The following is a 25348-nucleotide window of genomic DNA, read 5'->3' as shown; positions in this document are numbered from 1 at the left end:
CTTCACATGCTTGAATGGCCACACAACCGAACAGATGTACCCATAAAGAAGGATGAGGAACAGCCATGAACGCACAACACGCAACCCTGAGCCAGCGAGGAATCGAGCTCATTAGCCAAGCAGCCCAGCAAGGATGGTCGCCTAAAGACCTGCTCCATGTCCTGGGTAGTTTTTGCCACCCACTCATTTATCGCGCCGCCCCTCATGTTCCCGCACAGATTAGTTCCACTGCGCTGCGCAAGGAATGGTTGAGCATTACCCCGCCTGCCTCGATGACCATGCCGACCGATGACCTTATGCGACTTATTGAAGCAATCACTTTCCTGCCACCCCTTCGGGACGTTGAAGTGCTAGCGGCCCAACGAACCGACTCTCGGGCATCCCGCGACAGCAAGGAAGATAGGATCCGCGCCAAAATCTCTCATCTTTTGCGAAAAGCAGAATCCACTCCCTATGAAGAAGAAGCCAGCGCGCTCATCGCCAAAGCGCAGAGCCTGCAACAACGGCACCGCCTCGAGGAGACACTGACTAGTTCCTCGGACACGGTGGTATCCACACGCATCCATATCAGCGCTCCCTATATCAACCACAAAACCACTCTGCTCAGCGTCATTGCGGATCGGAACGGATGCACCGCCCTCAGGCTGCATCCCAAAGGGATTGTCACCGTCATTGGCGCTGAAGAGGACGTTCACCACGTCACTGATCTTTTCGCCTCACTTCTACGGCAATGTGAATGGCATATGCACCACGGCGAACACGCCGAGAGTGCGCGCCAGCTTGGCAATGTGGCGTCTTTCCGCCGAAGCTTCATTCTGTCTTATGCCACCCGTATCGGTGAGTTATTGGAGGAAGCAAATTCAAAGCTGTTCTCCCACGACGTAGAAGGGACTGCTTCGGCACCAAGCGGCCCCAGCACTCGGCAAGACGAAATTACCCTGGCTCAGCAATCGCTATCGGCAGTCGAAGAACGCCGCCGCAACGCCGAAGCAGTGACTGATCGAATCTACCCCAATGCGCGCACCGTCTCCCTGGCGGTGAGAAGCTACGCAGGAGTATCCGCCGGCGCATCAGCTGCAGAAAAGTCCCACTTGGGAGGTGATTCCTTGGGGCTTAACGGACGCCGCCAACTCACCTGCTAAGGACGATTAATGGCAGGCACATTTGCGTTACTAGCCAGGTAACCTAGAAGGCGGTACCGAGGTTTGATGCCTCCTTTTTATCAATTCGCTCCCCGACGAAGGTGTGTACATGTCTCCAAAGACGTTCCTTGAAATCGAAGCCAAGTTCGCCGTGGATGAGACCACCCCCATGCCGGATCTCACCCACCTCGATGAGGTTTCCCGTGTTGCAGAAACCCGCCACCACTCGTTGTCCGCGATTTACTACGACACCGAGGACCTCCGCCTTACCCACGCGAAGATCACGCTGCGACGTCGCACCGGCGGAAATGATGATGGCTGGCACATCAAGATTCCCGGTGCGGAAGGTCGCACTGAGATCCGCGCGGAACTCGGTGAGCCCATCGACGGCAAATACGAGGTTCCGGACGAGTTGCTCCACCAGGTCCGATCGGTAGTGCGCAACCAGCCTCTTGAGCCGATCGCACAGGTGGATAACAACCGCACCGAGTTGCTCCTCGTTGACGCAGACGAACAGCCAGTTGCTGAGTTCTGCGATGACCATGTCACCGCGTTCTCCTTCCTGCCGGGTGGTTCCCAGAACACGTGGCGCGAGTGGGAAGTAGAGCTCGCCGGGGACCTGCCAGGAAGCAAAGCAGGCAGCAAACTGCTGCGGCACGCCACGTCCCTATTGATCGGTTCTGGAGCTCGGGTTTCCTCCTCGCCGTCCAAGCTGAAGTCTGCATTGGGAGACTCCATCAACAACGTCGAGCTGCCTCCGGCCCTCGCCGCGTCCACTGTGGAGCCGGGCTCCCCCGCGGCGGCAGTCGTGGAGGCACTGAAGGCTAATCGGGACAAGCTCGTCGAATTCGATCCGCGGGTTCGCCGGGATGAGTGGGATTCGGTGCACCAAATGCGTGTGGCTACCCGTGAATTGCGCAGCCACTTGCAGACCTTCCACGGCATTGTGGTGGGCCCTGAGATCAAGCGCATCGAGTCAGATCTCAAGGAGCTTGCGGCCATGCTGGGCGTTGCCCGTGATGCCGAGGTTGTGGAAGAACGTTGGCAGAATCTGCTCGCATCCGAGGACTCCGATGTTCTCGATGACGCTACCCGCGAGCACATTGCGCATGACATGGGCCGTGCCTACCGCCGTGCGCATCGCCGAGTCATCGCCGCGCTCGATTCGGACCAATACCTGGCTCTGCTCGATGCACTGGACGCTTTCCTCGCCAACCCGCCGGTTGCCGGGGAAGACACCTCCGCTGACTCAGACAGCTCATCCGCGGATAGCGGAGCGGAAGACTCTGAAAGCGCCGAGTCGGCATCCACTGATTCCGCTCAGGAACAAGAAGCAGCACAAGACTACGAGCCGAAGCACGCCAAGTCTGATGAGGAAGCCGAGCCCCACGATCTCGACACGGTGATGGCCCTGCACCTCAAGCAGGCTTATGACAAGCTGGTCAAACGGCACAAGAAAGCCGTCTCCAACTGGGATAACACCGAGCTGACGCTGCACGAGCGTGAGGAGTACTTCCACGATATGCGCAAGGCAGCGAAGAAGCTGCGCTATGCCGCGGAAGCTGCTGGGTCCGCTACCACGCTGAAGACGAAGAACCTCTACAAGGCCTGCAAGCAGATGCAATCTGTCTTGGGAGACTTCCAGGATTCGGTGACCTCCCGCGATAAGCTGCTCGAGTTGGCAGAAAGCGCACGCCGCCGTGGTGAGGACACCTTCGGCTATGGCCTCCTCTACCAGCGTGAGCGCATCATCGGATTGGAGGCACTCAACGCCTACTCGGATAGCTTCAAGGCCATCAAGTCTGCCTTCAAGCCGCTGCGCAAGAAGCTGCGCTAGCCGGCGGGGCTTTCCTCCGCTAGTCTTCCTGCGCTGCGAGGCAACAAGCAGAAGCGGCCCACACCTTCGCTCCCGTGCGGTGGTGTGGGCCGCTTCTGTTGAGCGGACGTCTTAAGTGGGTTTCTTAATCAGCCGTGCCGTTCTCGGCGGTGTGGTGCTTTAGTAATCGTCCTCGGCGGCGTCCTCAGCATCAGCTGCAGCGGTGCGTGCTTGCGCGATTTCGATGGCGCGCTCAGCCTCCTCACGGGAATCATAAGGTCCCATGCGGTTCTCCCAACCGGACACCTTGCCCTGGGATACCTCACCGGTGGACGGGTCATAGAACCACTTGTTATCGGCCTCAGCCATAATTTTCTCCATTCTCTTCATCTCTCACTCAGTGCACCCCACACTACAGACCGCCTACGTACCATGCCCGTTAGAATAGATAGGTCACTTAGTCCTGCTGCTACTTCTTTGGCAGGATATCGCCACCAGCAAAGGAGAACCTTCCCGATGCCCCTGTGGACAGCCCCTTCGACCCCGGCCGTCGACCGCGTTCGCGCCGCACACCGCGAGAACGTGGGCGCTGAATCAGCACACGTCGCCAGCGCCCCCGCCACTTGGGCACTCATTGGCGAGCACATCGACCACTACGGCGGCATCGCCATCATGGGGCTTGCAGATATCCGCGCGGCAGCAGCTGTCAGCCCCCGCAGCGACGGACTCGTCAAGGTTCACCTCGAGCACACCAATGGAGATACCGTTAAAGACGAGATCTCCCTCGAACAGGTTTCTGCCCTCGCCGCACAACAGCAGCCCGGCGTGGATTCTGAAGGCCAGCCCATCGAACCCCCAGCACCCGAAGGCGCTATCGCGGCGCGCCTCGGCGGCATCATCTACACCATGATTAACCGCCAGCTCCTTACCCGCGAAACCGCTGGTGCCGATATCACCGTGGTCAACGACATCCCCGATTCAACTGGACTCGGCACCGCCGCAGCCATCGACATCGCCACCGCTTTGGCGTTGCTCGGCACCGCGGATGATCTGCATGACGCCCCGCTGCGCGCCCGTATCGCAGAGGTCTGTTCCCAAGCGGTTGGCACCTTCGCGCGATTCCCTGCACTGCGCGCTCGTCACTCCGCCGCCCTGCGCGGCGCAGGTGATTCCATCACCATCATCGACTACGCCGACGGCTCCGTGACCCAGGCACCCCACATGATCAACAAGGACATTGCAGCTTTCGCCGTGGCCGTGCCAGGGGACGCTGATTCCGCTGAGGCCGTGACGGAGATTCGCGCCCGCGAGCGATTCATCGACGCCGCCTGCCGCGCCTTCGGCACGCCGTCGCTGCGCTTGTTGCCGGATGCGCCCCAGCGTGTCCTTGAGTGGCTGGCCGCGGTCCACAAGGTGCACGGCATCGAGAACCAGCCGACCATCGCCGAAGCCACGGCATGGCTGACCTTCTACTCGGAGGAAACTGAGCGCGCCGAAGGCATTGCTCGTGCTTTGCGCTCCCGCCGCGGCACCGAGCTCTTCCCGCTGCTCACACAGTCGCAGTCTGCCTTGGCCACCGTCTATGGTTTCAACTCCGCAGAAAAACTCGCGCAGCTGGCCACCGCCCGCGATGCCGTCGCCTCACGCTCTGCTCACGCCGGCACATCCTCCGCCGTCATCGCCTACGTGCCGAGCGCTAGGGCCACAAACTTCGCGGCCGACTTGGCCGAGGACGGCCTGCTGGTCATTCCGCTTTCTGCCGGAAGCCCTGCAATCACCGAGGACTAATCTGCCGGCCAGGCAAAGAGCACATCGCGCTCCGCAACGTCGGCCTTCACCAAGGACACCATCGTCTCCTTGCCGGTCTCTGGGTGGCCTACGGCCTGCCCAATCACCGGTGGGTCCAGCACGAAGAGCCGTGCTTTCTCGCGCTTTGGCCCACCATCAACCACGACGGCTTCGAAGTTGGTGCCTACCCACGGCGCCAAGACGGTCGCCTCCGTGAGGTTCAAGCACGCCTTATCCACCTGGGAGGCCAACTGCGATGTTGAGCGCATCGTGGACATGACATCCCCGGCGCGCTCGCGCACCCACTGCGGAACCTCGTAGCCACCGCTCAGCGCCAAGCAGACCTCCGTGGCGAAGCGGTCGACAAGCCTCCGCAGCGGGGCGGTCACGTGCGCATAGTAGCCGCCGATTCCCGCGTGCACGTCCGCTTGGCCATCTTCGAGCCACACGTAGTCCGCACCCCGCAAAAGCCGCTGGGCCTCACGCATCACCGCCATCCCGCGCGGTGAATCCGCATCCACGGAATGGAGGAATTCCGAGATGCTGCGCTCCCCCAGCTCGAAGCCCAGCGCTTCCGCTTCCGAGCGAAAAGTTGCCTCGGCCTCCGGGGTGGCCGCAGATAGGGTGCGCAGGAAACCAACTCCGTGTTCTTCCATCAACCGCCCCGCACACATTCCGGTAAGCAAGGAAATCTCCGAGTTATAGTCCATCACCTCATGGCGCGGTTCCATCACCAGCTCGTAGTGCCCCTTTTCCCCATCGCTGCTTTCTGAAACGCGCTGCGAAGGAAGGCGCAGGTTGATCGCCTCGCGGCGCAGCGAGGAGGCCTGGCGTAGCTTTCCTACTTCCGGCAGCAAGGCGATGGAGGAATGCAGCGCACCATTCTCCAAGTCCTCATGGACCTGGTCATAGTCCAGCCGCGCGCGGCTGCGCACGAGTGCGCGCTCCACCGAGAAGTCCTCCACCTCACCCGCGGAGTCAAGGTCGAAGGTCCAGAGGACGGCGGGGCGGTCGACGTAGGCAAGCAGCGAAGCCCTATCTTCGGAGAGCTCCGGCGGGTGCAGCCGCGCCGGTTCATCGGGCAGGTAGATGGTTTGGCCGCGCTTGAGGGACTCGGTCTCCAGCGCGGAGCCCGGTTCAATGAAAGCGGCAACATCGGCGATGGCATAGAGCACGCGGTAGCCGCCATCTCGGGCCTCAATAAACACGGCCTGGTCTAGGTCCTTGGAGCCGGCTGGGTCGATGGTCACCAACGGGATGTCCCGGGCGTCGCGGCGCTGCTCGGCATAGCGGTCCTGCGCGGACGCGGCCTGTGCGGTGACCTCCTCTGGGAAGTCGGTAGGAACAGAAAACTCCTCAGCGATGGGCCGAAAGTCCAAGGGCGCGGCATACAGTTTCATGCCGCCCCATTGTTCCAAAAAATAAAAGTGTAGGGCGCGAATGAGCCAACCTATAAGCCGGATTCTGTGCCGCGCGCGTGGCGCGGTGGCAAACATCCATCCAGGCCAACCGTTACCAGTTGGCTCAAGCAGCTACCTTCAGGCTTCGGCGAGCAACCTACTAACGCCTGATCGGGCCCGCTAGCGTGGCGGGCCGTGATGCCTTGCTCCCAGTGGGGTTTACCCAGCCACCGCCATCGCTGACGGTGCTGGTGCGCTCTTACCGCACCCTTTCACCCTTACCGCTTACCCCACGCCGCGCCGGAGCGAAGCGAAGGGCGCGGCGGTCTACTTTCTGTTGCACTTTCCCGCGGGTCACCCCGGGTTGCTGTTAGCAACCACCGTGCTCTGTGGAGTCCGGACTTTCCTCGGCCCGCGCCTAGTCCCATAACGGAACCGGTTCGACGGAACGCGTTTGCCCGGTCGGCTCATTCGCGCCTGTTAGTTTATCGCAGCGCGCCCAGATGCCCCACATCGTTGAAACGGTGCAGGGTGCTGCCGCCGTCGAAGAATTCAACCTCACTCACAGAAGCCAGCTCTAAGAAGAGGTGGTTGGGTGTTTGCGGTCCGGAATCAAGCGCCTGGCGCACGAAGGACTTGATGGGGTTGACGTGGGAAACCACGAGAACGGTCTGCCCCGCGTAGCGCTGCTGCAGCTTACGGCGCGCGGCACTGACACGGCGGTGCACGGCGCGCAGGGACTCCCCGCCCGGGCAGGCCACGGACGTATCCTTCAGCCAGCGCGCGTGGAGCTCGGGGTCGGCGGCGTCGGCTTCAGCAAAGGTCTTGCCCTCCCAGCGTCCAAAGTCCACCTCAATGAGGTCCTCGACGGTTTCCACACGCAGGTTCCGGCCTTCCACCACGGCCGCGGCCGTCTGCTGGCAGCGGCGCAACGGCGAGCACACCACGGCATCGATGTGGGTATCGGCCAAGGCTTGGGCGGCGGCGAGCGCTTGCTTCTTGCCCAACTCAGTCAACTCGGGGTTCGCGCGCCCGGAGTATTGCTTGGCGGCGGACATCGCCGTCTGCCCGTGGCGCAGCAGGATGAAGCGGGTGGCCGGGCCACACTCGGGGCGCCAGTCGGCCGCGGTTGAGGACGCCGCGCTTGGCGACGCCTCTCCGCCGCCCGCCGCATCGACAGCAGCGTCCGCTTCGGTGGCGTCGTCGGCACCCATGTCGAGGATGCCCACGGGCTCGCCCTTCGCGGCGGCATCCATGGCCACGTTGGACAGCTCATCAGCCACCGAGTTCTTGGCGCGCGGTACCCACTCGAGGCTGAAGCGCGGAATCTGGTTGAGCAGGCGGCGCGCCTCGATGGCGAGCTTTTGCATGTCCGGGTGCTTGATCTTCCAGCGCCCGTTCATCTGCTCCACCACGAGCTTGGAGTCCATATAGAACTCCACCTCGTCGGCCCCCAGCTCCACCGCGGCCTCAAGGCCGCGCAGCAGGCCGTGGTATTCGGCCACGTTATTGGTGGACTTCTGGCCCACGACGTAGGCGATTTCCTTGAGCACCTGCGAGCGGTCCTCGTTGTAGACCGCCGTGCCAGAACCGGCTATCCCGGGGTTGCCGCGGGAGCCGCCGTCAGCGAAGATGACTAGCTTCATGAGGCCGGGCGCACCAGGTAGGAGCCGCAATCGGAGCACTGCGGAAGCTCGTCGGCCGCCGCGTTGCGCACTGCGTTCTGCTCGGCCGGCGGCAACACGATGAAGCAGCCGCCGCAAGCGCGGCCGGTGAAGGCCGCGGCCCCCACACCGTTTTCTTCGCGCACGGTTTCGTATTCTTCCAGGACATCCGCGGGCAGCTGCTCGCGCAGCTGGCCGATGCGCACCTGTGGGTCGGGGCGGTTCGCCGCGGCCTCCTGGGCGGCCTCGGCCGCGCGCTTGAGGACTTCGAGCTTGCGCTCGGAATCGGAGACCTTTGCGCCGTGGACGTCCAGGTTGGCGCGCAGGGCGTGGATTTCGTTGTGGGCTTCCTGCAGCTCGCTCATGAGATCCGCGATACGGGACTTGGCCGCGTAGAGATCGTGCTCCAGATCCTTGCGGGTCTCCGGGTCGGTCGCGGCACCGAGCTGGGCCTTATCGTCGCGCTCGCGCTGGCGCAGCTTGCGCTCATCAGCCTGGATGCGCAGGATCTCCATCTCCATGTCATCGACGGCGAGCTGGGCGGAGCCGGAGGCGTCGACAAGCCGGGCGTGTGCGGCCTGAGCCTTCTCGTATTCCTCTTGCTCCGGGATGGTGGGAGTTCCACCGTGCGCCTGGGAGCGCTCGAGGGTGGCCAGCTCCAGCAAGATGTTCTGCAGGTCCTGTGGCAGTTTCATTTAGTTCTCCTTATGCGCAGAAATCGTCCATGGGTCGGTGCGGACATCGATGATCTCGGTGTTCACGCGCAATGCGTCCTCCACAATATCGCGCGCCTGGGCAGTCCAGGGAAACTCGCTGGCCCAGTGAGCAGTATCCACCACGGCTGGGCCCTCCGGCTCCGCCAAGTGCGCGGCGCGCAGGTGCTCATCCACCGGGTGGTGGCGCAAATCGGAGGTGACGTAGACGTCCACTCCGAGCGCGGCCGCCTGGTCCAGGAAAGAGTCCCCCGAGCCGCTGGAGACGGCCACGCGCTTGACCATCCGCTCCGGGTCACCAGCCGCGCGCACTCCCCATTCAGTTTCCGGGAGGGCATCGGCCACGCGCTGGGTGAATTCGCGCAGAGTCACCGGCTCCTCCAACTCGCCCACGCGCCCCAACCCTAAGGCCTCGTCGAGGTTCTCATAGGGCTCCACCGGGACGATGGGGCGCCCAGGCTTGATACCGACGAGCTCCGCCAGCTTGTCGTTGACACCCGGGCGTGCTTTATCCGCGTTGGTGTGCGCGGCCAACAGGGCCACGCCGTTGCGGATAAGAGTGTGAATGACCTTGCCCTTCGGGGTATCCGCCGCCACCGAGGTCACCCCGCGCAGAAGCAGCGGGTGATGCACCACGAGCATCTGCGCGCCGAGTTCCACAGCTTTGTCTGCCACCTCCTGGGTGCAGTCCAGAGCGAAAGCCACGGTGCTCACCTCATCCGTGGGGTCGCCGCATACCAGGCCAACGGCATCCCAGGGCTCGGCCAGCTGCGGCGGGTAGGCCTCGTGGATAACGCGGCGGATCTCGCCAACGGTCGTGTGTTCTGCCATCTCCTATGCTCCTTATACGGCTTGAGGTTTCACGTCAATCGCGTCGCTGCTATATCCTAGCTTTCGTTCGCCAGCGCACCCCTCTAGCTTAAGGAGCCTTTGCATGACGCCCCCGGAGAACAACAACCAGCTCCACATCGTCTTCGTATGCACGGGCAATATTTGCCGCTCACCAATGGCGGAAATCATTACCCGCGATGCCATGGAGACCGACATGCTCGATCTCCTCGCGCGCGTAGATTCCTGCGGCCTCGGCGGCTGGCACGTGGGCCAGGGCGCGGATGAGCGCGCCGTTGCTGAACTGCGCCGCGGCGGCCACGATGGTGCCGGCCACCAGGCTGCCCAGCTGGGCGAAGAGCACATGGACGCGGATCTCTTCGTGGCCATGGACACCGGCCACCGCGATGCCCTCCTGGAGCGCGGCATCCCGCAGGAGAAGGTGCGTCTCATGCGCAGCTTCGATCCGAATTCCCCGGAGGATGCCAGCGTAGAGGATCCGTTCTACGGCACGGAGGAGGATTTCGCCCGCACCCGCGAGGAGATTGATGCCGCCGTTCCCGGCCTACTCGAGTGGATTAAGACGAACCACGGCTAGATAATTCTTTGCGGCTACTAGACTGATCATCATGCTCAAGACATTCCTCAAGCCTGGGTGGGTGCTCTTTCTCATCTTCGTCGTCGCCTTTTCCTATTTCTCTTTCACTGTTCTGGCACCGTGGCAGCTGAATAAAGACGACCAGATTGTGGAGCGCAACCACCTCATTGAGGAAGCCTATGAGGCCGACCCCCAGCCGGTCACCAAGGTCTTTTCGGCGGATGGTTCCTTGCACAAGGAGTGGGAGCGCGCGGAGCTAACTGGCCACTACCTCCCGGAGGATGAGGTTCTCCTGCGCTTGCGCCCGGTGGAGTCCGCCCCGGGCTTCCAGTCACTGGTCCCCTTTGAGACCGAATCCGGCGAGACCTTCCTGGTCAACCGCGGCTGGGTGCCCACGGATGAGGGCAATTCCGTGCCCCACATCGACCCGGCCCCCACCGACAAGGTGAGCATCGTGGGCATGGCGCGCTACAACGAGCGCGAGCACTCCTCCGCCCCCATTGAGGAGCAGGGCTACACGCAGGTCTACTCCATCAATACGGAGCAGATAGCAGAGCTTGTCGACGTCCCCCTCGCCCACGACTACCTCCAACTCTCCCCCGAGCAACCAGGTGAGCTGAATGCGCTGCCGGTGCCGAAGTTGGACCGTGGCAATCACCTCTCCTACGGCTACCAGTGGATTGCCTTCGGCGTGATGGCGCCGCTGGGCTTTGCCTACTTCGTGTGGTCCGAGATTCGGGAGCGCCGCCGGGCCCGCGAGGAGGAAGAGCTGATGGCTGAGGCTACTGCGGCAGCTATTGGCACCGGCGCCGGCTCCGCCGATATCGACGCAGACGCTACCACCGCCGGCCCTGACCACGAGGCTCCCTCCGGCGAGCGGCCTGATGCCACGGCGCCTACTACCCCCGCTTCGACGCCTACGGCTGCCACGCAGCCCTCCCGCCGCTCCCGCTCGCGCTATGGCACCGCCAAGCCGGACTTCTATGAGAAGATCCGCGAGCGCGGTCAGGAACGCTACTAGCACCACTAGCTCCGCCGGCCGCTCCATCGGCTCGTCGTGGATCGCACAACGGTCGTTTCCGTAGAGCACAGCACGTCTCTTTAAGAAACGAACTACCTTCTTCGCTCCCCTCGCAACGCACAACGTTTGCGTGCTTCCATCGACATGCTGGAGGCGCCCGGTCTGACAAAAGGTGTCTCGCAAAAGGCATCAGCCATAAGGCGTTTTTAAAGCTGAAAACGCCATTTACTCATGGCAGATGGCGTTTTTAGACCCAAAGATGCCTTTTGCCAGATGCCTTTTGCTGGACGCCTTCTTGGCTTAGGGCAATAACCCACCGCACCGCCGAAAACCACCAAGTAGCAGTGCCAAGAGTAACGTTGCTCGCCCACCCATGGCCCCGGCCGGGCCGTGAGCGCTACTAGCACCACCAGCTCCGCCGGCTGCTTCAGGGTTAAGGGGCAAAATGTGGGTGTGTCTGACTCGTCGTGGAGTTGTCGTGCCATGCGTAAGACCCCCTCTCCGATTTCTCGAAAAGGGGGTCTGACCTGGTGCGGCCTGAGGGGATCGAACCCCCGACCTACTGGGTGTAAACCAGTTGCTCTTCCAGCTGAGCTAAAGCCGCAGTGCACTTGGTGTGCTCGAACAAGATTAGCCCATGGGCAGCCGCAGCAACAAATCGGGGTGTGATTCGACGCTGCGGATGCCGCGTGAGCAGGGAAATCCTGCGATTTCCCTTAGGGCTTCTTGGTGTATCCGCGGGCCACGAGGCAGGAACCCTGCCACTCACCGAGGCGCTCGGCCTTGGTCTGTACGAGGCCGGCCAGCTGTGCGGATTCGGAGATCTCGCCCGGCTCCAGGTTGCCCGGCTTTCCAGCACCCGGGGTCAGCAGCCAGATACGGCCGGAATCACCCAGGGGACGGGTGGCATCCACCAGCCCATCGACCAAGTCGCCGTCCTCCGCGCGCCACCACAGCAGCACGAGGTCACACAGTTCGTCGGTCTCTTCCTCGAGGAAGTCCTCCCCCAACACGTCCTCGATGGACTCAGAAATCGTGGAGTCACAGTCCTCGTCCCAGCCAAGTTCCAGGGCAATCTGGCCCTCCTCGACGCCGAGCTTGGCTGCAAATCCCGTCACTCGCTGAGTTCCTTCCGATGAAGTAGTTGATGTCATGCAGAGTATTTTAACGTCTACGGTGCACTTTTTCGCGTCAAACCTCCCCCATTCTTGCCCCAAGGTGGACATTTTCCCTCATAAAACCACCCGTGGGGGCCTCCGAGTGCCCCACCGTGAACGAGGCGCGTATCCTAGAGCAAGATCTGTGTACTACGACCCAGGAGGATTTAATGGCCGACTTGGACGCCCACAACGGCGACTCCAACTTTCCCATCGTTCGCGATGGCGTGGCAGCATACCTGCATGACTCCGACCCGGAGGAGACCCGCGAGTGGATGGACTCCCTCGATGGTCTTCTAGATTCTTCCGATCCGGAGCGCGCCCGCTACCTCATGCTGCGTCTTCTTGAGCGCGCTACCGCTAAGCGCGTGCCGTTGCCGTCCCTGACGTCCTCGGATTTTGTTAACACCATCCCCACCTCCCTCGAGCCGGAGTTCCCGGGCGATGAGGAGTTGGAGAAGCGCTACCGCCGCTGGATCCGCTGGAACGCGGCCATCATGGTACACCGCGCGCAGCGCCCAGGCATTGGCGTCGGCGGACACATCTCGACCTACGCAGGCGCTGCCCCGCTGTATGAGGTGGGTCTGAACCACTTCTTCAAGGGCAAGGACGATCCCTCCGGCGGTGACCAAGTTTTCTTCCAGGGTCACGCTTCCCCGGGTGTCTACGCCCGCGCCTTCATGGAGGGCCGCCTGAGCGAGGAGGACCTCGACGGCTTCCGCCAGGAGCACTCCCGCGGCGAGGGCAATGGCCTGCCTTCTTACCCGCACCCGCGCCTGATGCCGGACTTCTGGGAATTCCCCACTGTGTCCATGGGCCTTGGCCCGATAAACGCTATTTACCAGGCACGCTTCAACAAGTACCTGGAGAAGCGCGGCATTAAGGACACTTCCAAGCAGCACGTCTGGGCCTTCCTGGGTGACGGCGAGATGGATGAGCCGGAGTCCCGCGGTCTGCTGCAGATGGCTTCCCTCTATGAGCTGGATAACCTGACCTTCGTGGTCAATTGCAACCTGCAGCGCCTTGACGGCCCAGTGCGCGGTAACACCCAGATCATTCAGGAGCTGGAGTCCTTCTTCCGCGGTGCCGGCTGGTCCGTCATAAAGATTGTCTGGGGCCGTGGCTGGGACAAGCTGCTAGAAGCCGATAAGGACGGCGCCCTGGTCAACATCATGAACACCACCTCCGATGGTGACTACCAGACCTTCAAGGCGAACGACGGTGCCTACGTGCGCGAGCACTTCTTCGGCCGCGATGAGCGCACGCTCAAGCTGGTGGAGGACATGTCCGATGATGAGATTTGGGCACTACGCCGCGGTGGCCACGACTACCGCAAGATCTACGCTGCCTACGACAAGGCGTTGAGCTACGCGGGCACCGGCCGCCCGACGGTCATCCTGGCCCACACCATTAAGGGCTACGGCCTGGGCCACAACTTCGAGGGCCGCAATGCTACCCACCAGATGAAGAAGCTGACGCTGGAGGATCTCAAGCTCTTCCGCGATAAGCAGGGCATCCCGATCAGCGATGAGCAGCTCGAGGCCGATCCGTACCTGCCGCCGTACTACCACCCGGGCAAAGATGCTCCGGAGATCAAGTACATGCTGGAGCGTCGTAAAGAGCTGGGCGGCTTCCTGCCGGAGCGCCGTGAGAACTTCGAGACTCTGTCAACCCCAGACCTGTCCAAGCTGCGCTCGGTACGCAAGGGTTCCGGCAAGCAGGACGTGGCCACGACCATGGCGCTGGTGCGTACCTTCAAGGAGCTCATGCGCGACAAGGAGCTGGGCAAGCGCGTCGTGCCGATCATCCCGGATGAGGCCCGCACCTTCGGTATGGACTCGTGGTTCCCGACCCTGAAGATCTGGAACCCGCGCGGCCAGAACTACGTTCCGGTGGACCACGACCTCATGCTCTCCTACCGCGAGGCCACGGACGGCCAGATTCTGCACGAGGGCATTTCTGAGGCCGGTGCCGCAGCGTCCTTCACCGCAGCAGCCACCTCCTACGCCACCCAGGGCGAGGCAATGATTCCGCTGTACATCTTCTACTCGATGTTCGGCTTCCAGCGCACCGGTGATGCCTTCTGGGCTGCTGGCGACCAGCTGGGCCGCGGCTTCATCATCGGCGCTACCGCCGGCCGCACCACCCTGACCGGTGAGGGCCTGCAGCACATGGACGGCCACTCCCCGATCTTGGCATCGACCAACCCGGCTGTGGAGGTCTACGACCCAGCCTTCGGCTACGAGATTGCGCACCTGGTCCCCCGCGGTATCGAGCGCATGTACGGCGAGGACAACGAGCCAATCATGTACTACATCACCGTGTACAACGAGCCGGTCAAGCAGCCTGCCGAGCCGGAGAACCTCGATGTCGAGGGCCTGCACAAGGGCATCTACCACTACAACACCGCCGAGTCCGGCTCCATCCCTGCCAACATCCTCGCCTCCGGTGTGGGTATGTACGAGGCTCTGCGCGCCCAGGAGATCCTGGCTGAGAACTACGACGTCAAGGCTTCGCTGTTCTCCGTCACGTCCTGGGTCAAGCTGGCTCGCGACGGTGCTGCCCGCAACCAGGAGGCGCTGCGCAAGGGCACGGAGCCGACCGAGGCTTTCGCTACCTCCCAGCTCAAGAGCTTCGAGGGACCGTTCGTCGGCGTCTCCGACTTTGCCACGGACCTGCAGGAGCAGATTCGCCCCTACGTCCCGGGCGAGTACATCGTCCTGGGCGCAGACGGCTTCGGTTTCTCCGATACCCGCGAGGGTGCTCGCCGCTACTTCAACATCGACGCCGAGTCCATCGTCGTCGGCGTCCTCGAGGGCCTCGCCCGCGAGGGCAAGGTGGAGCGCAGCACCGTAGAGAAGGCGGCCCGCGAGCTGAAGCTCGATGACCCGACCGCCACCGTCTCCACGTCCTCCGATGAGGACTAAGCCTGAAACGGATTAAGGCTTGGGCTTAAACCCCCAAGCCTTCCAGCCCCTTCTGCCTGAGCAGCAGGGGCTTTCTTCTTGCCTAAGCCCAAGGAGAGAAACTGCCCTAGTTGCCAAAGTTCTGGCCAGATCTTGAATCAGAGGCTATAACTTTGGCAGAACGGGCAGTTCGACCACCACAGGAGGCTCAGCCAACGCCGATAAAAGGCTCAGCAGCCATCAGCGGCGAGGACTAGTTGCCGAGCACGCGATCGAGGACCCTGCCCAAAGCCTTAGAGACCTCGCTAGGCTCTTCCAGGATGACCATGTGGCCGGCGCCATCGATGACGGTCAGGGTAGAGTCCGGCCAGTGGCGGGCAATGACCTCCGATTGGCGGCGCGGGGTCACAATGTCATGCTGGCCCACCACGATTTCCCCCGGCACGCTGCGCAGCCGCGCCGTTGCACCGAACTCGGAGTGCTCCACCAAATCATCGAAGAAGCCCGCGTAGCTCGACATCGGAGTATCCAGCAGCATCGCCACGTGGAATTGCAGCTTGTCCATCTGCGGGAAGCCCTGCAACAGTGCCGCAAACACTGGGGCGATGAGTGCTGCTGCCTCGAAGCGCACGCGGTTGAGCCGGTTCGGCAGCTTCAGGCAAGCGCGGTAGACCATGCCCAGCGTCTTCGATTCCAAGATGCGAGCCACGCCAGCGGCGGCAAAACGCTGCATCGAGGTGGCCACCAGCGCCATTCCTTCGACGCGATCAAAGACATCCCGCGGGGCGCGGCGCAATAAATTCAGCGCGATCATCCCGCCCATGGAATGCCCGAGGAGGACCAAGGGCCCCTCGGTGGCGCGCTCGGAAATCACGGCCAGCACGTCATCGGCCGCACCCCGAACAGTGCACTGCGCGGGGGCGACGTGGGTGGATTGGCCGTGGCCGCGGACATCGACAAGCAGGCAGCGCACCGTGGGATAGTTACGGCGCACGTCGTTGACCTGGGAGTAGAAGCTCTCAGCCGACAGACAATAGCCGTGGATGAAAACCGCGGTGACCTCCGCATCCTCAGGGCCCACCTCATACCAGGCCACGCGCACGCCATCATTGTCCACGAAGCCCGAGTCGCTCACCCCGGTAAGCCCTGGCTCTGTCGTGAGATCATGCAGATCGTTGTGAACGGTGTGCTCGACAGCGCGCATGCGGGGGCGGACCCGGCGCGACCAGCTGCGGGCGACGGCGGAGGAACGTGCTCGAATAACCATGACATTTCAATACTAGACTGGGCCCCATGGCTAATGACCTTTCAGTGCAACTCCAAGCCCGCTTCGGCTCCGCGCCGGCAGAAGAGAAAGATACTGCACCCGCCGGCGACGCCTATAGTGAGCTCACCCGCCTCATCACAAAGGTGACCGGCGTGGAGGAAGGCCTGGAGCGCGAAGCGAAGTTGGAGGACCTGGGGGTTGAATCACTCGAGCGCATCGAATTAGCCGTGCGCCTCGAGGAAGCCTGCGGGGTCCGTCTTAATGAAGAAACCATGCTCTCCGTGACCACGGTGGGCGAACTTGCTGAGTATGTGGAGGAACACTCGTGATTTCTTATCTTTCGGACATGGACGGCGTCCTCATCAAGGAAGGGGAGATGATTCCCGGCGCGGATAAATTCATCCAAGCGCTGAAGGATAACAACATCGAGTACATGGTTCTGACTAATAACTCGATGTCCACCCCGCGGGACCTGTCAGCACGTCTTCAGAACACAGGCCTGGATATCCCGGCGGAGCGCATCTGGACCTCCGCGACGGCCACGGCGGCTTTCCTCTCCAACCAGGCGGGGCTGTCCACGGCTTATGTCGTGGGCGAGTCTGGTCTGACCACCGCCCTGCACGAGGCCGGCTGGATTCTCAATGACCGGGACGCGGATTTCGTGGTCTTGGGTGAGACCCGCACGTATTCTTTTGAAGCCATCACCACGGCAATCAATCTCATCCGCGACGGCGCGCGGTTCATTGCCACCAACCCGGATGTTACGGGCCCGGCCCCGCAGGGCGTGCTGCCAGCCACGGGCGCTGTCGCGGCACTCATCACCGCAGCGACCAACCGCGAGCCTTATTACGTGGGCAAGCCCAATCCGGTCATGATGCGCAGTGCGTTGAATAACATTGGCGCGCACTCGGAGAACACCGTGATGATCGGTGACCGCATGGATACCGACGTCAAGTCTGGCCTGGAGGCCGGCATGCGCAGCATCCTGGTGCGCTCCGGCATCAGCGATGACCGCATCATCGAGCGCTATCCTTTCCGCCCAACACGCATCATTGATTCCGTGGCGGATCTGCCGGAGCGTATCCTCGATCCCTTCGCGGACTAGGGCTTAGACCGCGCGCTTGACGACGCCCCGGAAACCATACTCCCCCGCCAGCATCTCCACCGCACGGCCCAGCGCTTCCAATTCGCTGGGCGTTCCGGTGAGCACTTGCTGGCAGCCGATTCCGGTGCAACCTGCGTTGGCGGCTTCCCCTTTAACTACGTTGTCGGTATCCGTCGTTATCGTGTTGTCGGCATTCATGCTGACAACGTCCCACAGTGGGTCGCGACGCCAGCGGGTGCACCACTGGGCGGTCAGCGGGTCATCCCCGGGCACGATGAATTCGCTTTCGCTGCGAATGCAGCGCGCCATGGCGCGCTCAATGGCGGGGCGCAGGCTGCGCGGCATGCCCGAGATCTCTAACACGGCTGTGCAGACCTCACCGCAGGCACGGTTGGGCCAACTATCCGCCGGGCTACCAAGTGGGGTGGCTGAAGCGGCCGGCGCGGCGGCACCGGCCAGCTGCGGGTGAACGCGTTGATTCACTCCTTAAACTCCTTTGACGTGCGAGTGATGGCACGCCGGCATGCGCCGACGCAAGACGAGCTTCGTCTTCCCCTACGAACTTGTCTTCATCACGTCACTCGCGCCGAGGCGCGAACACCGCCTGGTGTGGCCGCAGTATGTGGCCACGCGGTGCGTCGTTGTGTGACCACAATTTTCCCCTGCCACTTGGGCCACAACAACCCTCAACCTGCACTTAAGCCCCCATAGCCTCAACAAAGACTTGAGACTTCTACCCCGAAATTCGCCCCACGAATCACTTGAACCACACAAGTTAACGCGCGCACCATGCGCGCGTTGTCGCCACAGCCCTCCCACTACCCCCGTCGCGGCGCACCGAAGGGCACCGCGACGACATGCGGGAGTCTTCGCAGAACCGTGCCTAGCGCGCCTGGCACTCCTCCCAGATGGCCGTGTTGGCCTCAGCCCATAGCGGCTTACACCACTCACCAAAGTCACGGTCCGTGAGCGCCACCATGGCCCAATCACCCGCCACCCACAGGTAGGTTCCGCTCATGCCAAAGTGCCCCACGGTATCAGCCGGCAAGCCACCCATCCATTGCTTCTTCTCGCCGTGGATTTCAAAACCCAGCCCCCACGTACAGTCTTTGAAGCTGCCATAGCCGGGAACAATGCCGCGCAGCCCAGGGAACTGAGCGCTGCGCATTTCCTCCACCGTCGAAGGATCAAGCAGGCTGGGCGAATGTACCTCGGCAGCAAAAGCAGCAAGGTCCTCCACGCTAGAAACCAAGCCGTGCCCGGCCGAACCTTCCAGGATCGTCGCCTGCATGCCGAGCGGGGCACACACGCCTTCAGCAAGGTATTCAGCAAAGGGAATATCGGTGGCCTTTTCCACTTCCTCGGCGGCCCACTCATAGCCGGCTGAGGAGTAGATGCGGCGCTCGCCGACTGGTTTTTGTTGCTCACGAGTATCAAAGCCCACCCCCGAGGCATGGGCCAAAAGATGGCGCAGCGTGGAGCCGTCAGGGCCTGCAGGCTGATCCAGCTCCACCGCCCCTTCTTCGACGGCCACCATCACCCCATAGGCGGCCACCAACTTGGTCACAGACGCCACCGGGAAGCGGCGGGAGGTATCTCCCAGCTGCTCTACCACCTCGCCGCGGTGCAGCAGGGCGGCAGCAACGGTATCGACTGGCCAGGACTCAAGAGAAGAAAAAGCGCTCATGCGCTCCAGCTTAACGAGGATCGCGCTCGCAGCCTACGCCATCACCATCGCGGTCGAACTTGGAGCGGAAACCCGGCTCACCCGCATAGATCGGGCGGCCGAGCGCGTTCCACACATCAGCACAACGAGTGAAGTATGCCGGAGCCGGCTTCGGTGCCGGGGCGGGAGCGGGCTTGGCCGCAGGCTTCGGAGCAGGAGCTGGTGCGGGCGCGGGAGCTGGCTGTGGTGCCGGAGCAGGCGCTGGTGCGGGAGCCGGGGCCGGCGCAGGGGCCGGCGGCGAAGGAATCAGACCTGGAAGCGGATTCGGGATGATGCGCTGCTGCACGGCCCAGTAGACGCCGCCAGCAATTGCCGCGAGAATGGCTGCGGAAATGCCCACGCCAAGAGCAATCTTCTCCCCCTGGGAGGACTGCTGGAACTCAGCATCATCTTCCTCGCTGGAAGAATCAGAGCTCTGCTCAGAGGACTCAGCATCCTGGATGGAGGATGCAGCGTCCTGCTCGGAGGACCAATCTGCACCAGTATCAGCGGCGGAGGAGTCAGCGGCAGGAGCCTCGACTCCCTGACCAGCAGTCTCCGCCTGAGCAGGAACAACAGCGGATAAACAAAGAGAAACAGAGACAGAGGCGGCGAGAACCGCACGAGAGAACTTAGTCATAAAGATAAGTTATAGCCCGTTGTTCTTCCCCACAGGAAATTACGCAATGAGCTGGGGCTGGATTGCCCCCGACACACGCTTCGTTAACGAATGACCCCGCCTTGGCGATACATAAGGTGTAGCGCATTGCGCCGCTGCACTTCCCTATCACTCATATCTCTGGTGCGGCCTCTCCAAGCGTTTCCCGGCAGCACCTCTCGGTGCTGCCCCCTGAGTGCTGTACGGTGTTGCTGTCTCTCGGCGACGCTCTTCCAACCCTGTTGGGCTTTCTACAGGACCTACATCGCGCTGGAAGGCTCCGTGGCGTTCACGGTGGGCTGCTCATTAGCTGTTGGTGCAGCTGTTTCGGAGTATTGCTCCGCTGGGGTCTGCGTTGCGGGGGCCTGCGGATCCGCCGGGACATACGTGGCCTCGCCGTCCGGGGCGCTATCAGTCGGCGTCGCCGGCTGGCCTGCATCCGTCGGTTCTTGGCCCGTGGGCTCAGTAGCCGGGGCATCCTGCGGCGTGCTATTCGGTGCGGCCGAAGGCTCAGACGGTTCCGCGGACTCAGAAGCTGCTTCTGAGTCCCCCATCCAGCGCGAAGGCGAAAGCCATCCGGCATCCACCCCATCCGGGTTGGCAGAGAAAAGGAGCAGCAGGCCCACCACGCCGAGCGAGGCGAAGAGTCCCATAGTGGAGGCGCGCACGCGCCCGCCCAGCGTCCAGAAATACTGCCACTTAGTCTCCGGCTTATCGGCGCGCCAGATGCCGCCCTTGTAGTCGTCCTCTTCCTCGTCGTTGGATTCATCGGAGAACGCCGGACGGCCTGGGCCGTCATCCATGTTCTCCTGAGGCTCCTCGGCGGCATCCGCCACAGTGTCCGTAGCGATGACCTCCGTCTGCGCCTCAGCCGCGCTATCCGACGTCGCGCTGTGCTGCGAGAGCTCAGCAGTATCTGCCGCCGGCATGACGGTGGTGGGGGTGGTGGTATCGGAGGCATCGTCAAGCACCTGCGGGGCATCGCCCGGCAAGCCCTCCGCCGTGGGCAGCTTGTAGAGATCCCAGAAGGAGGACAGCAGGGCTGAGCGAATAGCGCGCTCCACCGCCCACTGGCGGGCGGGGTTTACCTGCACCAAGACGCGATACTGTACCTGCCAGGGCTGGCCAGCCGCAGTGGGTGCGGTAAGCCCGGTAGCGGGCAGGACGTCGAGCTCGCCAGCTACATCCTCGCGGATTTCCGGGGCACCGAGGGCGTGCTGAGAAATCTTTTCCACCTGCTCGGTGATCTCCGGCAAGGAATCGCCCTCATGAACCGGGATGGCAATATCCACCACCGCACGGGACCACTCTTGGGAGAAGTTCGTGACCACGCCGGCAGAACCATTGGGCACCATGACGACTTCACCGGTGGGCGTGCGCACCGTCGTCGTACGCAGAGTCAGCGATACCACGGTGCCCTCCACACCCGTCACGCCGTCGAAGCTGACGTAATCCCCCACACCGAACTGCTTTTCCGACAGGATGAAGAAACCCGCGAGGAAATCACCGATGATGGACTGCGCACCGAAACCGACGGCAGCCGAGACGACGGTCGCCGGAATCGCCGCGCCGAGGGGTGGCACCCCAAGATTGGACAGCGCAGCCAGCACGAGCAGGAAATACACCACCGCCTGCGCCACATAGACCAGCGCCCCGGCGAGTGCTAGGCGCGCTTTGGTGGATTCTTGGTTCTCATCCAAACGGGACTCAATCACCCGCACGGCCAGCCGGCCGATACGCGGGATGAGAATGCCCAACAGAAGCATTCCCAACAGCGGCAAACCATGGTCCACGATGGCCTGCCAGATGGCGAACATGTAGTACTTCAGCATTTCGCCGAGATTACTCTTTCAGCCTGACAGAACCCTTGGAACTTTAAGCGCGGTGGATGAGATAGTAATTCGGGGTGGGCTTCCACGTGAAGCCGGCGGGGACGATATCTGCGCCGTAAGCGGTATAGGACTTTGTCGTCCACAGCGGGATGGCCGGCATCTTTTCCAGCAGCAAGCTCTGCGCTTCGGTGTAGTACTTCTGGGCTTCCTCGTGGTCTTGTGCCTTACCTGCCTTTTCCAGCAACTTATCGTATTCACGGCTGCTAAAGCCGGACTCGTTCTCTGAGGAGTAGGAGGCATACAAGGGAACCAAGAAGGTCGATTCCTCTGGAAACTCCGCCTGCCAGATCGTGCGGAAGGCCCCGGTGATGTGGCGGGCAGTAACCTCTTTGCGCAGGTCCTTCAAAGTCCCAAACTCTTGGCCCTCCGAGGGAACGCCGAGGGTATCCGTCAGCTGTTTCGCCACCGCGTCAATCCACGTCTTGTGGCCGCCATCGACGTTATAGCCAATGCTGAATGTGCCCTCGAAGGGCTCCAGCTTTTCTGCTTCTTCCCACAACTCGCGGGCCTTGTCCGGCTGGTAGGTCAGCACGTCGGCCCCCTCTGGAGCGGGCGGGGTAGTGCCAAAGAGCGGCGCGACGAAGCTGGTGGCTGGAAGCACCATGTCGTGGAAGACTTCTTGAGCAATTTTTTCGCGGTCCACCGCCATGGACATAGCGCGGCGTCGCAGGCGCCCAGCCTCACCGCGGAAATTCGCGTCATTGGCGGGGATGGTGATTTCCATGATGGAGCCACCTGGCTTAGTCAGCGCACGCTCACCCAGGTCCTTTTCGAAGCTGCCGAGTCTCTCCGACGGGATGCGCGTGAGCACGTCCAACCGGCCTTCGACGAGATCCTGATAGGCCTTCTCTTCCGAGGAGTAGACAACGAACGTGATTCCCTCGTTTTGTGGCTTGCGCGGACCGTTATAGCGCGGGTTCGGCACGAGGGTTATTGCCTTCTCACGCTCCCAGGAGGCCAGCATGTAAGGTCCGCTGCCGATGGGTTCCATTCCGCGCTCGCTCAACTTATCTTGGTCTTCGGAACGCATGGGGAAAAAGACCGAATAGCCCAGCCTCTCCAGGAATCCCGCCGTGGGACGTGAGAGCTGAATGCGGAAGGACTTCTGCCCCGTGACCGTCAGGCCACGCATAGCCTTGCCGCCCTCGTGGAAACCTAGGATCGGTTCAAAATGGTGCGCAGACAGCAGCGACTGGTTTACCGCGGTATTCCACGTATCGACGAAGTCCTCAGCAGTAACGTTCGAGCCATCGGAGAACACCGCGTCCTCACGAATCACCACATCATAGGTGGTGTCATCGACCTGGGTGATGGATTCCGCCATGTCATAGTGGGTGCCACCGTCTTCATCCAGATACATTAATCCCGAATACACCAGGTTGATGATGGTCTGTCCCGGCACATCGTTGGAATCAGCCGGGATGAGGGAGCGCTGCGGCTCTGAAATATCAGTGGTGATGAGGTCTAAGCCTGAGGTATCAACGCTGCCAGGCTGCGAAGCACAGCCCACCACCGCGGGTGCCACTGCCCCCGACACTGCCAGCATCCCCAGCAGACCCAGAAAAGAACGCCTCGACGTCACGCGCTCATCACCTCACTTTCACCCATACTTTAAAGCATCTAATCATCCCGCTTTTCATAGCGACGCATGAGCCTTTCCACCAGTTCATCGGTGAGCTGATCATCAGCCAAAATGCGATCCAGAAGCTCGCGCGGTGAGGGCTCATCGGCGCTCGGAGTTTCATAGGAGTCACCGCTTAAGTCCACGCCGAAGTCGGAGGTTTCTGTCTCCGCAGTGGCAGGCTCAATCATCTCTGACATCTCCGCGACTTCCTCATTGAAAGAATCGAGGAATTCGTTAGCATCGAGAGCCGCTTCCGCGCGCCGCTTGCCGGCTCGTACCTCGCGCTCAATACGGCGTTGCAGTGCCTTTTCCATTTGGTTGTGGCGCCAGGAGCGCAGCTTCGTGGGCTCTAGGCGACGCCCCACGGCCCTACCCTTACTCTCCGCCTTACGCGCCATCACCATGACGTAGGCTGCGGTGTCATTAACCGGCGCCCACTCTTGGCGGGCAGGTACGCGCCACCCGGCCCAAATACCCAGCATCGTCATCACGAAGGAGACGACCGGCCCCAGGATGATTCCCCAGGCCAGGTAGCCGGCCGAGTCCGCGCCAAGGACCACCAAGGCGCAGGCCACCGCCGGGATCACGGTGGGGGTGTTATCCCCGAAGACGGCCGGCTCGCGGCCCATGGCGATATCACGAATCATGGATCCGCCCGTGGCCGTGAACACGCCCATCATGATGCAGGGAATCAGCGGCAGGCCATAGGCAATGGCCTTGAGCGCGCCTGTCGACGCCCACAGCGCCGAGACCACCGCATCCCCATGGGATTGCACATAGTCCCACGTCTTGCCCTTGAAGTAGACGAAGCGGGCGATGATGGCTCCGGTAAACGCCAGGTAGAGGTACTCCGGCTGGCTCATCGCGGCGACGGTTCCGCGGTTGATGAGCACGTCACGGATCATGCCGCCGCCGAGGGAAGAGAACATCGCGATGAAGAAGAAGCCCACGATGTCATAGCCGCGCTGCCGCGCCATCGTTCCGCCAATCATGCCCATGAGGAGGACACCAATGATGTCGGACCAGTAGTACAGCGACTCGATCAATGGGTCCATCTCGACAACGCTCATAGTGGTCATCGTAACGGGTAGCGAGCGGATTCTCGCATTAAGGAGCTATTCCTTGGAATGCTCCGCCTGGCTGGCAGGCCACGAAGGCTTAGAAAAGGAGCTAATGCTCGTAGAGCTCGTTGTAGGCTTTCTCAATCCAAATGACGTAAAACACTTCCCCGTCTTTCCAGCCCGCAAAAGGGAGATTCCCTTTATGGCGGTAAACCCGGAATCTCTCGACATCCTGAAACTGCCGAGGAATCTGAGGAATAATCGCGCTTGCCGGAATAAACTCTGAGCCGAGTCCGTGCTTGGGATGCTGTGCCAGCTCTTTCCATGAAAGCACTGACCGTTTGTGCCATTTTTCTAGAAACTCTGCGCGCATCGAATCATCTAGTTCTTCGAATCCCCACCCCTTCTGCAGGAATCGCGTTGACAGGAGCGGATAGTCAGCCCGCGAGCTACGAAGAGCATCCACGACGCTTGAGGCTGGGGCGCTCCTCACCCCTCTGGTTGGCCTACTCCCCCGTCGTTTACTTTTCTTGCTCACAGCTAGCAGAAATAGTTCTTCAGATCGGCATCCGTTATTTCCAACCCGCGTTTGCCTTCGACGAAGTTCTTCTTCCAAGGAGATTCGGTGTGGGTTTTATTCCGCAATGCCCATGCGGAATAAGGACCATATTTGTCCCACACTTCAATCAAATCCTGCTCAACGTCGCGGTAATCATCCCAGTTGAAATCATCCGAGATGAACTCATCGGGGTCGATGGGAAGCTTTCCGTAGTGCTTAACGTCATGGTAGACATCTACGACTACTGGGCCATGTGCCCATGCTTCCATTCGTTCAGGAAAAAGCGGCAGACCATCAGAATTGCGCATATGCAGCCCCTTGGCGTAGTAAAGAAGCTTTTGAAGCTTGAGCTGCGTAATTTCTGCATCGTCAGTTTCATCAGCCCACGCCACGAACCATTCAGCTATTTGCCGCGCCGTATATTGTTCCATGTCTGCCCTCCTT

The 25348-nt window shown here is 61.8% G+C and carries 23 protein-coding genes, 1 tRNA gene and 1 other RNA gene; 8 read left to right on the top strand and 17 right to left on the bottom strand.

What is annotated here, in order from left to right:
* Positions 1–65 precede the first annotated feature (65 nt).
* Positions 66–1142 (top strand): DUF2786 domain-containing protein, encoded by a 1077-nt coding sequence (locus HMPREF2996_RS01170; protein ID WP_070729733.1) that lies wholly within the window; start codon positions 66–68, stop codon positions 1140–1142.
* Between the two features lie 109 nt (positions 1143–1251).
* Positions 1252–2979 carry a CYTH and CHAD domain-containing protein gene (locus tag HMPREF2996_RS01165; protein WP_070447460.1) on the top strand — a complete coding sequence of 576 codons (1728 nt, stop codon included), beginning with the start codon at positions 1252–1254 and terminating at the stop codon, positions 2977–2979.
* Between the two features lie 159 nt (positions 2980–3138).
* On the opposite strand, the gene HMPREF2996_RS01160 is transcribed toward HMPREF2996_RS01165, so the two are convergent.
* A complete protein-coding gene (locus HMPREF2996_RS01160; protein WP_012715171.1) occupies positions 3139–3327 on the bottom strand; it encodes a hypothetical protein in 189 nt (62 codons plus the stop codon).
* A gap of 147 nt (positions 3328–3474) precedes the next feature.
* Between HMPREF2996_RS01160 and HMPREF2996_RS01155 the strand changes: the two genes are divergently transcribed.
* Complete coding sequence (locus tag HMPREF2996_RS01155) at positions 3475–4746, top strand: galactokinase family protein (RefSeq protein ID WP_070729731.1); 1272 nt, start codon at positions 3475–3477, stop codon at positions 4744–4746.
* On the opposite strand, the gene HMPREF2996_RS01150 is transcribed toward HMPREF2996_RS01155, so the two are convergent.
* The 5 genes from HMPREF2996_RS01150 to HMPREF2996_RS01130 form a co-directional block, all read right to left on the bottom strand.
* Complete coding sequence (locus HMPREF2996_RS01150; protein WP_070729729.1) at positions 4743–6146, bottom strand: RNB domain-containing ribonuclease; 1404 nt, start codon at positions 6144–6146, stop codon at positions 4743–4745. The genes HMPREF2996_RS01155 and HMPREF2996_RS01150 overlap by 4 nt on opposite strands.
* Before the next feature lie 37 nt (positions 6147–6183).
* An RNA gene (rnpB, locus tag HMPREF2996_RS01145) (RNase P RNA component class A) lies at positions 6184–6616 on the bottom strand.
* Positions 6617–6631: 15 nt separating this feature from the next.
* Positions 6632–7792 (bottom strand): bifunctional RNase H/acid phosphatase, encoded by a 1161-nt coding sequence (locus tag HMPREF2996_RS01140; protein WP_070729727.1) that lies wholly within the window; start codon positions 7790–7792, stop codon positions 6632–6634.
* Entirely contained in the window at positions 7789–8505 is a 717-nt protein-coding gene (locus tag HMPREF2996_RS01135; RefSeq protein ID WP_070643960.1) for a zinc ribbon domain-containing protein, read from the bottom strand. The genes HMPREF2996_RS01140 and HMPREF2996_RS01135 overlap by 4 nt, the downstream gene beginning before the upstream one ends.
* A complete protein-coding gene (locus HMPREF2996_RS01130; RefSeq protein WP_070729723.1) occupies positions 8506–9354 on the bottom strand; it encodes a Nif3-like dinuclear metal center hexameric protein in 849 nt (282 codons plus the stop codon). It abuts the gene before it with no gap.
* 103 nt (positions 9355–9457) lie between these two features.
* On the opposite strand from HMPREF2996_RS01130, the gene HMPREF2996_RS01125 reads away from it, so the two are divergent.
* Both HMPREF2996_RS01125 and HMPREF2996_RS01120 read left to right on the top strand, forming a co-directional pair.
* Complete coding sequence (locus HMPREF2996_RS01125) at positions 9458–9949, top strand: low molecular weight protein-tyrosine-phosphatase (RefSeq protein ID WP_070729721.1); 492 nt, start codon at positions 9458–9460, stop codon at positions 9947–9949.
* Between the two features lie 31 nt (positions 9950–9980).
* Positions 9981–10970: an SURF1 family cytochrome oxidase biogenesis protein gene (locus HMPREF2996_RS01120; protein WP_070729719.1), complete on the top strand. Its 990-nt coding sequence runs from the start codon at positions 9981–9983 to the stop codon at positions 10968–10970.
* 528 nt (positions 10971–11498) lie between these two features.
* On the opposite strand, the gene HMPREF2996_RS01115 is transcribed toward HMPREF2996_RS01120, so the two are convergent.
* Both HMPREF2996_RS01115 and HMPREF2996_RS01110 read right to left on the bottom strand, forming a co-directional pair.
* Positions 11499–11574, bottom strand: a tRNA-Val gene (locus HMPREF2996_RS01115).
* A 112-nt stretch (positions 11575–11686) separates the two neighbouring features.
* Positions 11687–12124: a DUF3052 domain-containing protein gene (locus HMPREF2996_RS01110; protein ID WP_070643970.1), complete on the bottom strand. Its 438-nt coding sequence runs from the start codon at positions 12122–12124 to the stop codon at positions 11687–11689.
* A gap of 173 nt (positions 12125–12297) precedes the next feature.
* Here HMPREF2996_RS01110 and aceE point away from each other — a divergent pair, with 173 nt between their 5' ends.
* Complete coding sequence (gene aceE, locus HMPREF2996_RS01105; RefSeq protein WP_070729717.1) at positions 12298–15054, top strand: pyruvate dehydrogenase (acetyl-transferring), homodimeric type; 2757 nt, start codon at positions 12298–12300, stop codon at positions 15052–15054.
* Positions 15055–15286: 232 nt separating this feature from the next.
* Here aceE and HMPREF2996_RS01100 read toward each other — a convergent pair whose 3' ends face one another.
* Entirely contained in the window at positions 15287–16300 is a 1014-nt protein-coding gene (locus HMPREF2996_RS01100) for an alpha/beta fold hydrolase (RefSeq protein ID WP_070729715.1), read from the bottom strand.
* A gap of 26 nt (positions 16301–16326) precedes the next feature.
* Here HMPREF2996_RS01100 and HMPREF2996_RS01095 point away from each other — a divergent pair, with 26 nt between their 5' ends.
* On the top strand, positions 16327–16629 hold the full coding sequence (locus HMPREF2996_RS01095) for an acyl carrier protein (RefSeq protein ID WP_070729713.1): 303 nt from the start codon (positions 16327–16329) through the stop codon (positions 16627–16629).
* On the top strand, positions 16626–17405 hold the full coding sequence (locus tag HMPREF2996_RS01090; RefSeq protein WP_070643980.1) for an HAD-IIA family hydrolase: 780 nt from the start codon (positions 16626–16628) through the stop codon (positions 17403–17405). Before HMPREF2996_RS01095 ends, HMPREF2996_RS01090 begins: the two co-directional genes overlap by 4 nt.
* 3 nt (positions 17406–17408) lie before the next feature.
* Here HMPREF2996_RS01090 and HMPREF2996_RS01085 read toward each other — a convergent pair whose 3' ends face one another.
* The 8 genes from HMPREF2996_RS01085 to HMPREF2996_RS01050 form a co-directional block, all read right to left on the bottom strand.
* Positions 17409–17888, bottom strand: coding sequence for a hypothetical protein (locus tag HMPREF2996_RS01085; protein WP_070643982.1), 480 nt, complete (start codon positions 17886–17888; stop codon positions 17409–17411).
* A gap of 400 nt (positions 17889–18288) precedes the next feature.
* Positions 18289–19092: a serine hydrolase domain-containing protein gene (locus HMPREF2996_RS01080; protein ID WP_070729712.1), complete on the bottom strand. Its 804-nt coding sequence runs from the start codon at positions 19090–19092 to the stop codon at positions 18289–18291.
* 10 nt (positions 19093–19102) lie between these two features.
* Positions 19103–19750: an excalibur calcium-binding domain-containing protein gene (locus tag HMPREF2996_RS01075; protein WP_070643986.1), complete on the bottom strand. Its 648-nt coding sequence runs from the start codon at positions 19748–19750 to the stop codon at positions 19103–19105.
* 278 nt (positions 19751–20028) lie between these two features.
* On the bottom strand, positions 20029–21600 hold the full coding sequence (locus tag HMPREF2996_RS01070) for a mechanosensitive ion channel family protein (protein ID WP_070729710.1): 1572 nt from the start codon (positions 21598–21600) through the stop codon (positions 20029–20031).
* A 43-nt stretch (positions 21601–21643) separates the two neighbouring features.
* Positions 21644–23242, bottom strand: a complete 1599-nt coding sequence (locus tag HMPREF2996_RS01065) for an ABC transporter substrate-binding protein (RefSeq protein WP_083313756.1) — start codon at positions 23240–23242, stop codon at positions 21644–21646.
* A 38-nt stretch (positions 23243–23280) separates the two neighbouring features.
* Entirely contained in the window at positions 23281–24354 is a 1074-nt protein-coding gene (locus tag HMPREF2996_RS01060) for a trimeric intracellular cation channel family protein (RefSeq protein ID WP_070447555.1), read from the bottom strand.
* Positions 24355–24454: 100 nt separating this feature from the next.
* Positions 24455–24811 (bottom strand): hypothetical protein, encoded by a 357-nt coding sequence (locus HMPREF2996_RS01055; protein WP_083311489.1) that lies wholly within the window; start codon positions 24809–24811, stop codon positions 24455–24457.
* Positions 24812–24885: 74 nt separating this feature from the next.
* Positions 24886–25335 carry a Panacea domain-containing protein gene (locus HMPREF2996_RS01050; RefSeq protein WP_070711510.1) on the bottom strand — a complete coding sequence of 150 codons (450 nt, stop codon included), beginning with the start codon at positions 25333–25335 and terminating at the stop codon, positions 24886–24888.
* Between the last annotated feature and the right edge of the window lie 13 nt (positions 25336–25348).

The organism is Corynebacterium sp. HMSC066C02, from assembly GCF_001814945.1.
GTDB lineage: Bacteria > Actinomycetota > Actinomycetes > Mycobacteriales > Mycobacteriaceae > Corynebacterium > Corynebacterium aurimucosum.
Note: the sequence above shows the minus strand (reverse complement) of the source record. Positions and strands in the feature narration are given on the sequence as shown.